This window comes from Streptomyces sp. NPDC046939, assembly GCF_040644575.1.
Lineage (GTDB): Bacteria > Actinomycetota > Actinomycetes > Streptomycetales > Streptomycetaceae > Streptomyces.
In genome coordinates this window covers 435,807-445,336 of the sequence record NZ_JBEYWV010000001.1, presented here as the reverse complement: position 1 = coordinate 445,336, position 9,530 = coordinate 435,807, and the positions used below count along the sequence as shown (strand labels likewise).

General features: G+C 71.7%; 7 protein-coding genes and 1 pseudogene. 6 read left to right on the top strand and 2 right to left on the bottom strand.

What is annotated here, in order from left to right; translation table 11 throughout:
• Window positions 1–98 precede the first annotated feature (98 nt).
• Together ABZ877_RS02235 and ABZ877_RS02230 are read left to right on the top strand one after the other, a co-directional pair.
• Window positions 99–1,199: pseudogene (locus tag ABZ877_RS02235) on the top strand (MFS transporter); the annotation flags it as partial.
• A gap of 126 nt (window positions 1,200–1,325) precedes the next feature.
• Window positions 1,326–1,517 carry an antitoxin gene (locus tag ABZ877_RS02230; protein WP_361062902.1) on the top strand — a complete coding sequence of 64 codons (192 nt, stop codon included), beginning with the start codon at window positions 1,326–1,328 and terminating at the stop codon, window positions 1,515–1,517.
• Window positions 1,518–1,777: 260 nt separating this feature from the next.
• On the opposite strand, the gene ABZ877_RS02225 is transcribed toward ABZ877_RS02230, so the two are convergent.
• Window positions 1,778–3,115: an MFS transporter gene (locus tag ABZ877_RS02225; protein WP_361062802.1), complete on the bottom strand. Its 1,338-nt coding sequence runs from the start codon at window positions 3,113–3,115 to the stop codon at window positions 1,778–1,780.
• A 98-nt stretch (window positions 3,116–3,213) separates the two neighbouring features.
• Between ABZ877_RS02225 and ABZ877_RS02220 the strand changes: the two genes are divergently transcribed.
• Window positions 3,214–3,666, top strand: coding sequence for a helix-turn-helix domain-containing protein (locus tag ABZ877_RS02220; protein ID WP_361062799.1), 453 nt, complete (start codon window positions 3,214–3,216; stop codon window positions 3,664–3,666).
• A gap of 34 nt (window positions 3,667–3,700) precedes the next feature.
• On the opposite strand, the gene ABZ877_RS02215 is transcribed toward ABZ877_RS02220, so the two are convergent.
• The gene (locus ABZ877_RS02215; RefSeq protein WP_361062796.1) at window positions 3,701–5,233 is read right to left on the bottom strand and encodes a fatty acid--CoA ligase family protein; all 1,533 of its coding nucleotides are present in this window, start codon (window positions 5,231–5,233) and stop codon (window positions 3,701–3,703) included.
• Window positions 5,234–5,404: 171 nt separating this feature from the next.
• Between ABZ877_RS02215 and ABZ877_RS02210 the strand changes: the two genes are divergently transcribed.
• Genes ABZ877_RS02210 through ABZ877_RS02200 form a run of 3 tightly spaced genes read left to right on the top strand, consistent with a single transcriptional unit; the run spans window position 5,405 to window position 9,530 of the window.
• Window positions 5,405–7,027 carry an NAD(P)-binding domain-containing protein gene (locus tag ABZ877_RS02210; protein WP_361062793.1) on the top strand — a complete coding sequence of 541 codons (1,623 nt, stop codon included), beginning with the start codon at window positions 5,405–5,407 and terminating at the stop codon, window positions 7,025–7,027.
• Window positions 7,024–8,136 carry an alpha-hydroxy acid oxidase gene (locus ABZ877_RS02205; protein ID WP_361062789.1) on the top strand — a complete coding sequence of 371 codons (1,113 nt, stop codon included), beginning with the start codon at window positions 7,024–7,026 and terminating at the stop codon, window positions 8,134–8,136. Before ABZ877_RS02210 ends, ABZ877_RS02205 begins: the two co-directional genes overlap by 4 nt.
• Window positions 8,130–9,530, top strand: a complete 1,401-nt coding sequence (locus ABZ877_RS02200) for a cytochrome P450 (RefSeq protein ID WP_361062786.1) — start codon at window positions 8,130–8,132, stop codon at window positions 9,528–9,530. Before ABZ877_RS02205 ends, ABZ877_RS02200 begins: the two co-directional genes overlap by 7 nt.

Here is a 9,530-nt window from a genome sequence, read left to right as displayed (position 1 = left end):
CTCATGACCCGCCGCCTCACCCGCGAAAACACCCCCACCTGGCGTGACACCTAACCCCAAACCAAACAGACAACACCAAATCAAACGCCCACTTAGGCGTGGCCGTGCCCGCGCGGCTGGCCGCCGAGGGTGCCCGGATCGCGCTCATCCTGCTGGCCCTGGACCGCGCGCACAGCGCCGGTCTGGGCGGCGCGCTGGTCGCGGCGCTGATGATCCCGCACGTCGTGGCGGCGCCCGTACTGGGAGCGATGGCGGACCGCGTCCGGCGCCGCCGCCTCTTCCACGCCTCGTGCCTGCTCGTCTACGGGCTGGGGCTCGCCCTGACCGCGTTCGCGGTGGGCCGTGTCCCTGACGCCTGCGCCCTCGCCCTCGCCGCGGCGACCGGATGCTGCGCTCCGCTCATCACCGGCGGGCTGACCAGCGTCCTCGGCGAGTTGCTGCCGGCCGACCGCCTCAGCAGGGCGTTCAGCATCGACTCCACCTCGTACAACCTGGCGGGCATCTGCGGCCCGGCCCTCGCCGCCGCACTGGCCGCGACACTCGGACCGCAAGCGGCTCTGGTCGCTCTCGGCGCGGCCGCTGCGCTCGCCGCCCTGGTCATGAGCACCCTGCCGCTCGCCCGCAGGACCACCACACCCCGGCACTCCGCGCCCCTGCGCCCCGCCGATCTGGTCACCGGTCTCCTGGAACTCGTACGCAACCGGCCTCTGCGCGCGGTCACGTGGGCCAGCAGCGCCGGTCAGCTCGGGATCGGCGCCCTGCCCGTACTGACGGCGCTCCTGGCCGCTCAGTACGGAGCGGGCTGGGCTGCGGGCGGCCTGATGACCACCTTCGCCGTCGGCTCCCTCGCGGGATCGCTCGTCTACGCGGCCCGCCCCTGGACCGCCACGCACCCCCAGCGCGTGGTGCTGGCCTGCCTGGCGGCGTCCGCACTGCCCCTCGCCGTCGCCGCGACCACACCGGCGCTCGGCGTGACAGCGGCCCTGTTCGCGCTCGCCGGAACCTGCACGGGCCCCCTCTTCAGCGCCCTGCTCGCCGCCCGCGAACAGTACGCGCCCTCCGAGATCCGCACCCAGATCTTCACCCTGGGCGCCGGACTCAAGAGCACCGCCGCCGCCCTGGGCGCGGCCGTCGCGGGAGCCGTCGACGGCGTCGGCACCAGCGTCCTGCTGCTCTCCATCGCGGCGTGCCAGCCCCTGGCGGCTCTGCTGGGCGCGGCGCTCCTCACCACTCGCCACGAAATTGTCCGGAGGGAGGGTTGCTCGCGACTTCCTGGGTACCTGTCGTCAGGCACGACGCACGTACGAACGTGGGAGGTATGCACCATGGGCAAGCTGGGCGATATGGCGAACAAGGCCAAGGAGCTGGCCAAGGGCCACCCCGACCAGGCCGACAAGGGCGTCGAGAGCGCCGAGCGTGTCATCGACGAACGTACGGGCAACAAGTACGACGCGCAGACCGACAAGGCCGCCGACGCCGCCCGCCGAAGCTATGGCGGTGGCACGACCGAGCACTGAGGTCCCGTGTTCCCCGCGCCCCCGGCCGCCCGGCCGGGGGCGCACTTGTGCGTACGTGCCGCGGTGGTGGACTGTGGCGCGGTTCACTCCCCGGTCCGGCCGCGTCAGGAACATTCCGGTCCGGTCCCCCGTTGGAAGGAGTGTGGCTGCGGAGGGGACAGTGTCCCCGGGCCCTACCTACAGCCCATGGGGAAGATCGTTCGGCTGAAGCCCCATGGAGCCTTTCGCCGCGAGGCGACCGCCCTCCGCGCGCCACACCCTTATCGGCCCTGGTCGGCCTCCCCCGTCCGACCAGGGCTTCTCCATGTCCGCGCGTCCCGGATCCACAGGGCGAGCCCGAGGCCGCTGAAGACGGCGCCCAGGGCGCAGACCGCCGTCCAGCCGCCCGTCGAGTACAACGCGGTCGCGGCGATGGCACCGCTCCCGCTGCCGATCGCGTAGAAGATCATGTATCCGCCGATCAGCCGGCTGCCCGCCTCCGGACGCAGGGCGTGGATCAACGTCTGATTGGTGACGTGGACGGCCTGCACGGCGAGGTCGAGCAGGAGTACGCCGATGATCAGCGCCCACAGTGAGCTGCGGGTCAGGGCCAGCGGCAGCCAGGAGACGGCGAGCAGCGCCAGGGCGATGCCGGTGGTGCGCCGGGAGAGACCGCGGTCGTTCAGGCGGCCCGCGACGTTCGCGGCGAGCGCGCCCGCGACACCGACGAGCCCGAGCGCCCCGATCGCCCCGTGTGACAGGAAATACGGCGCCTCGCTGAGCGGCAGCGCGACGCTGCTCCACAGCGTGCTGAAAGCGGCGAAGATCAGCAGGCCGAACAGCGCCCGGGTGCGCAGCAGTCGTTCCCGTGCGAACCAGGCCGGTGTGGAGCGCAGGAGTCGCCCGTAGGACAAGGGGGTCGAACGAGCCACCGTCCCGCTCGGCAGCGCCCGGTGCAGGACCGCGGCGAGCACGGCGGTGAGCGACGCCGAGGCGAGGTACACCCAGCGCCAGCCGGCGGCATCGGCGATGAGGCCGGACGCGGTGCGGGCGAGCAGAATGCCGATGACCACGCCGCTGGTGACGAGGCCGACGACCTGCCCGCGCCGGGCGGGAGGTGCCAGTGACGCGGCGAAGGCGACCAGCGTCTGTGTGACGACCGCGAGGAACCCGGTCGCGGCCACGCCCGCGAGCAGGGCCGCCGCCGTCCGGGCGGTGGCCACCGCGACCAACGCGCCCGCGAGCAGCAGCAGTTGCGTGACGACGAGCCGTCTGCGGTCGGTCACGTCGCCCAGCGGGACGAGGAGGAACAGGCCGAGGCCGTATCCGACGTGGGTGAGGGTGACCACGCTGCCGACGAGCGCCGGGCTCATGGCGAGGTCGTGGCCGATGGTCACCAGGAGCGGCTGGGAGAAGTAGACGTTGGCCACCGCCGCTCCGGCGGCGACGGCGAACAGCACGACGGTTGCGCGGGACAGGACGAACGCGGGACCTTGCGCGCTCCGTGCGCCGGTCGATCCGCCCGCCGATCCGCCCGTCGATCCGCCCGTCGATCCGCTTGTCGACGCGCCTGCCGATGGCGTCGCGGCCTCGCTGTCGCAGGACATCAGCGCCCTCACCCACCTCTCTCCTGGTTTCAACTTGCTACCAGATGCGAACGTAGCCGCCACTGGTAGCATCTTGCAACCACTGCGGGACGGAGAGAGCGAGGACCGGCATGGTCAGCAGGACGCGCTTCGACGACAGCGAGTGCCCCGTCGCCCGGTCGGTGGACGCGATCGGCGACTGGTGGTCCCTGTTGATCGTGCGGGACGCCTTCGACGGGAGCCGCCGCTTCGGGGAGTTCCAGCGCAGCCTCGGCGTCGCGAAGAACATCCTCTCCGCGCGTCTACGTGCGCTGGTCGCGGGCGGTGTCCTGGAGTCCGTGCCCGCCTCGGACGGCAGCGCCTACCACGAGTACGTCCTCACCGCGAAGGGCGAGGCGCTCTTCCCGGTCATCGTGGCGCTGCGGCAATGGGGCGAACAGAACTTCTTCGCCCCTGACGAGCCGCACTCCGAACTGGTCGACCGGCGCCGGGGCCGCCGCCTGCGCCCGCTCGAAGTGCTGTCCGAGGACGGGCGCCGCCTGCGTCCGGACGACACCACCGTTCAGAAGGTCTCCGCCGAGTGACCCGTGCGCGGGCCTCCGCGCACGGGAACCGCACTCAGCGCGGCGGCACCATCGCCCGCAGCGCCACCTTGTCCGGTTTACCGCTCGGGGCCACCGGGACCTCGGCGAGGTGCACGATCCCGGCCGGAGCGGCGGCCGGCCCGAGCTCCCGGCTGACCAGCTTGCGCAGCGTCTCCTCGTCCGGGACGGCCGCTCCGGGCCGGGGTACGACGAAAGCGTGGACGGCCTCGCCGGTGTGCTCGTCGGGGACGCCCACGACGTAGGCATGGTCGATGTCGGGGTGGGCGGCGAGGGCGCGTTCGATGGGCCCCGCGTAGTGGACGATCGCGTTGACGATGACGATGTCGCGGACGCGTCCGGCCAGTCGCAGGTAGCCGTCGGCGTCGAGGCTGCCGAGGTCGCGGGTGCGCACCCAGCCGTCGCGCAGTACGTCGGCGGTCTCGTCGGCGTCGTCCCAGTAGCCGAGGAAGAAGTCCGGCCTACGCACCCATACTTCGCCCGTGTCGCCGGTCGGCAGGTCGCGGCCCTCGCTGTCGCGTATCGCCGTCTCGACGGTCTCCAGCGGGCGGCCCACGCTGTCGGCCAGGGCCGGGTTCCCGGCCAGTTCCTCGGGTTCGAGGACGGCGAGCATGCCGGTCTCGGTCTGGCCGTAGCCGTGGTGGACGACCGGGCCGAGCAGCGCGGCGGCCTCGGTGAGCCGGTGCGGCGGGAGGGGTGATCCGGCCACGAGGAGGTTGCGCACCGTGGAGAGGTCGGCGCCGCCGTCCCGGACCGCGTCGAGGATCGCGTACAGCCGTGGCACGGTCACCAGGCAGGCGGTGACGCGGTGCTGGGCGAACACCTCGGGGAAGCGCAGCGGCGGGGCGGGGATCACGGCCGTGCCGCCGCCCATCAGGCACAGGCCCAGGTGCTCGAAGACCACGGCACTGTTCAAGGTGCCGAACAGCAGGAAGCGTGCGTAGCGTGCGGCGATCCGGCGGACCCGGTCGTTCCAACAGGCCTGTTCGAAGGCCCAGTTGAGGGACAGCGCACCGTAGGTGACCATCGTTCCCTTGGGGCGCCCGGTGCTGCCGCTGGTGAGGTGGATGACGGCTACGGTGTCGGGGGCGCCCTGCGCGGTCAGCTCGTCGCCGGGGCCGGGGTGCGCCTCGTCCGTCGTCCGGAGTGTGGCGGTGTTCAGGAGCGGGAGGCCCTGCCTCGCGGTCTCGGCGCGGAGTTGTGGGGTGGCCGTGGCGTCGTCGGTGATCACGGCGTCGACGTCGCGGGCCAGGGTGGACCGCAGGTGGTCGTCGGTCAGCCCGGGGCGCAGGCCGACCACTGTGCAGCCGACGGCATGGGCGGCGATCCGGACGGCGAACGCCTCCGGGGAGACCTCGGTGTCGAGCGCCACGGTCGAACCCGCGGTCAGGCCCGCCGCGCGCAGCCCTCGTACGCACGCGGCGACCGCGTCGAGCACCTCTCCCCTGGTGACGGTGTGCCCCTCGTACGCGAAGGCGGGCCGCTCGGGGGCGGCGCGGAACGCGTCGAGGAGAACCTGCGGAAAGACGCCTCCGGACTGTTCGTCCACTTCATCTCCACTCTTGGCCGAAAATAGCCGACGTAAAGGCTGCGGGAATGGGCGGAAAACGAGCGTAGCCTATTCACTTCCTGTGTGACCCAGATCACATCGAGGCGGGGTGGCAGCGTTCTTTAACCATCAAGTACCGTCTTCGGCACCCCCATGGAAGGCAGGACCAGAATGTCTGATTCAGTCCATGTCGACTATCTCGTCATCGGTGCCGGGCCCGCGGGTCTGCAAGCCGCTTATTTCCTCAAAAAAGCCGGGCGGAACTATCTCGTCGTCGAAAGCGGCGAGGCGCCGGGGACATTCTACACTCGTTTTCCTAGGCATCGGACACTGATCTCCAGCAACAAGGTGCACACTGGCTGGAGCGACCCGGAACTGCGGCTGCGCGTCGACTGGAACTCGCTGCTCTCGGCCGAAGGCCCCCGCTTCACCGATTACACCCCCCGCTACTTCCCGCCCGCCGACGTGATCGTCCGCTACCTCGACGACTTCGCGCAGGACCACGGGCTCAACATCCGCTACAACACCCGCATCAGCCGCGTATCCCGCCCGGACGGCGGGGAGTTCATCGCCACGGACGACCATGGCAACGTTGTCCGCGCGCGGCGCGTCATCGTCGCCACCGGTGTCTCGCGGCCCTATGTGCCGCCCATCGAGGGCGCGGCCGACGCCGAGCGCTACGACGAGGTGACGGTCGATCCGCAGGACTTCGCCGACCAGCGGGTTCTCATCATCGGCCGGGGCAATTCGGCGTTCGAGACCGCGGACAACCTCATCGAGACCGCCGCCGTCATCCACGTCGCCGGGCCCGGTTCGCTGAAGCTGGCCTGGCGCACGCATTTCGTCGGGCATCTGCGCGCCGTGAACAACAACTTTCTCGACACGTACCAGTTGAAGTCGCAGAACGCGATCCTGGACGGCAATATTCTGCGTATCAAACGGAATGACGACGGAAAGTATGTCGTCAGCGTCAGTTTCTCGCGCGTCGACGAAGTCGTCAAAGACATCCCGTACGACCGGGTCATCTTGGCCACCGGGTTCCGCTTCGACGCCTCCATTTTCGCGGAGGAGTGCCGTCCGGAGCTGACCATTAAGGACCGCTTTCCGCACCTCACGGACGCCTGGGAATCGGTCAACGTACCCGATCTCCACTTCGCGGGCACCATCACCCAGTCGCTGGACTTCAAGAAATCGACCAGCGGATTCATCCACGGTTTTCGCTACGGCGTGAAGGCGCTGTCCCGCATCCTGGAGCGCCGCTACCACGGTGTGCCCTGGCCGCACACCGACGTGCCCGCCACCGGTGCCGACGTCGCCGAAGCGATCATCCAGCGCGTCAACCGCAGCTCGGCCCTGTGGCAGATGTTCGGGTTCCTCGGCGACGCCGTCCTGGTCGGCGCCGACGGTCAGGTGCGCTACTGCGAGGAGGTGCCGGTGGAGCATCTGCACGCGGCTGTTGCGCTGGGCGAGTTCGGGGAGCCCGCCGCCTACTTCAGCGTCACCCTGGAGTATGGCGCCGACCACGACCAGGTCGACCCCTTCGACGTCCGCGTCAACCGCATGAACCAGCAGGACACCAGCGGTCTCGACGCCCGCTACCTGCACCCCGTCGTCCGGCAGTTCCTCCCCGGCGGTGGCGGGAAACCGGTCGCCGAGCACCACATCACGGAGAACCTGGAGAACGAGTGGGACGACCCCGACGTGCATCTCGGCCCGCTGCGCTCCTTCCTCACCGCCCGCCTCGCCGGCGAGGGTTCCCCGGCCGGTGACGCGCTCACCGCGCCCCGGGCATGACCGGCGAGCACACCGGCCCGGTACACCGCCCGGCGGAGGCGGCGCGCAATCAACTCCCGCGCGAGCACTACGACTTCTTCGCCGGTGGCGCCGGTGAGGAGACCGCGCTGCGGGAGAACGAGAGTGCGTTCGGCCGGATGGCCCTGCTTCCCCGGGTGCTGCGCGGCGGCGACGGCCGCGACACCCGGGTCGCCGTCCTCGGGCGGGAGTGGCCGGCCCCGCTCTTCGTCTCCCCCACCGCCTTCCACCGGCTCGCCCACCCCGACGGCGAGACGGCCACCGCACGCGCCGCCGCCGCGGCGGGCGTCCCGCTGGTGACGGGCGTGGCGGCGACCACCGCCGTGGCCGACGTCGCCGCCGCGGCCCGCGAGAAGGACGCCGACGCCGTCGTCTGGTTCCAGCTCTCCCTCCACCCCGACTTCGAAGTCACCACCGAACTGGTCCGCCGGGCCGAGCGGGCGGGCTGCTCCGCGCTCGTCGTCACCGTCGACTCCCCCGTCTTCGGCCGCCGCACCCGCGACCTGCGCAACGGCTTCCACGACCTGCCACCGCATCTCGCCACCGAGAACATGCGCGACCTGCCCGGCAGCGCGCCCGGCCGTCCCCTCCCCATCCCCATGTGGCCGGCGGGCTGGGACGACCTGGGCCGCCTGCGCGCGGCGACCCGCCTGCCGCTCGTCCTCAAAGGCGTCCTGCACCCCGAGGACGCGCGGACCGCCGTCGAGCAGGGCATGGACGCGGTGCTCGTCTCCAACCACGGCGGACGCCAGCTCGACGCCGCGCCCGCGTCGGTGGAGGCGCTGCCCGCCGTCGCCGGAGCCGTCGCCGGACGCGTACCGGTCCTCATGGACGGCGGCGTGCGCCGGGGCAGCGACATCGCCACGGCCCTCGCCCTGGGCGCACGCGCCGTCGGCATCGGCCGGCCCGTGCTGTGGGCGCTCGCCACGGGTGGGGAGGACGGCGTACGGGAGTACCTGACCGCGCTGCGCACCGACTTCGACCATGTGCTCGCCCTGTGCGGTGGCCGCCGCCCCGACGACCTCACGGCCGACCAGGTGGTGCCACGCGGCACGGCACAGCCGCCGACGACAGGAGAATCCCCATGCTGAGAAAGTCCACGGCGGCAGCCCTGGCCGCGGGCGGCGCGGTGCTGCTCTCCTCCCCGGCCTGGCTGCCCGGCCGGGTCGTCCGCCTGCGGATGAGGCTCTTCGCCCGGATCAACGGCGACGAGGGCCTGCCCTTCCCGCACGAGACCTACGGCGGCGCCGAACGCTTCGAGGAGATCTACGGCCACCCCGCCGCGAACGGCCGCAGCAAGGGCGCGGCCCTGTCCGACCTGTTCTGGTACTGGCTCGCACCCGGCGCCGACATCCACCAGGAACACCTCGAACCGGGCCCCCGCTACGACGAGGTGTCCCGGCGCACCCTCGCCCTCCTGTCCGGCACCTCGGCCGAGTTGTCCGACGCGGCCGCCCGCTGCACCCGGCGCGTCCTCGACGCCCTGCCCGCCGACGGCGTGCGGCCGGTGCGGCTGCGGGACCTGATGATGCCGGTGTGGGCGGAGTTCTTCTACACCCTGGTGTTCCAGGAGGAGTGCCCGCCCGAGGCGCGCAAGCTGATCGTCGACAACGCCGAGGACGTGGTCGACGCCCTCAAGTGCACCCGGCTGCGGCACATGCGCCGCCGCGACCGGCTCACCCGCTATCTGCTGCGCAGGCTGGCCGCCGGTGACGTGCCGCACGAACTCCCCGCCGGACTGACGCGCCGTCAGCACGCGTACTACCTCCAGGGCACCTTCTTCAACACGGCCGTCGTCCAGATGTCGGAGGCGATGGCGCATCTGCTGCTGGCGCTGGCGCACCATCCCGACGTGCAGGCGCGAGTGGCGTCCGGGACCGGCGACGACCGCTACCTCTCTCATGTCATGAACGAGACGTTCCGCCTCTTCCCGCTGTTCGGCGTCGCCCACCGCGTCACCACCGCGGACATCGACCTGGAGGGCATGCCGCGCATCCCGTCCGGGTCGGTGCTCACCTTCAGCTACCCCGACTACCACGCCACCGGCTACCCCGACCCCGAACGCTTCGACCCCGGCCGCTGGGAGACGCTGTCCGCCAAGGAGGCCCACCACATCCCGTTCGGCATCGCCGCCAACCGGCCCTGCCCGGCCTGGCGCCTCGCCCCGATCGCGATGCGGGCCGCGACCCGTGAGGTGCTGGCCCGCTTCGAGCTGGACTCGCCCGTCAGCCACACCCGGTCCATCCCGCACCGCGCGCCCTGCCTCCTGCTGCCGCGGCACCGCCCGGCGGACCCGCGACGGCGCCGTGTGCTGCGCACCGCGCTCGCCGTACGGGACCGGGCCGAGGACGTCGGACGCAGCCTGACCCAACTCGTCCTCGGCACCTGGATGGTCCTCGACGCCCACCGCACCCGACCCGCCACACGCTTCTTCGCCGCGCACGACACCGAAGGCTGCCCGCTGCGGCACGCGCCCGCTCCCTGA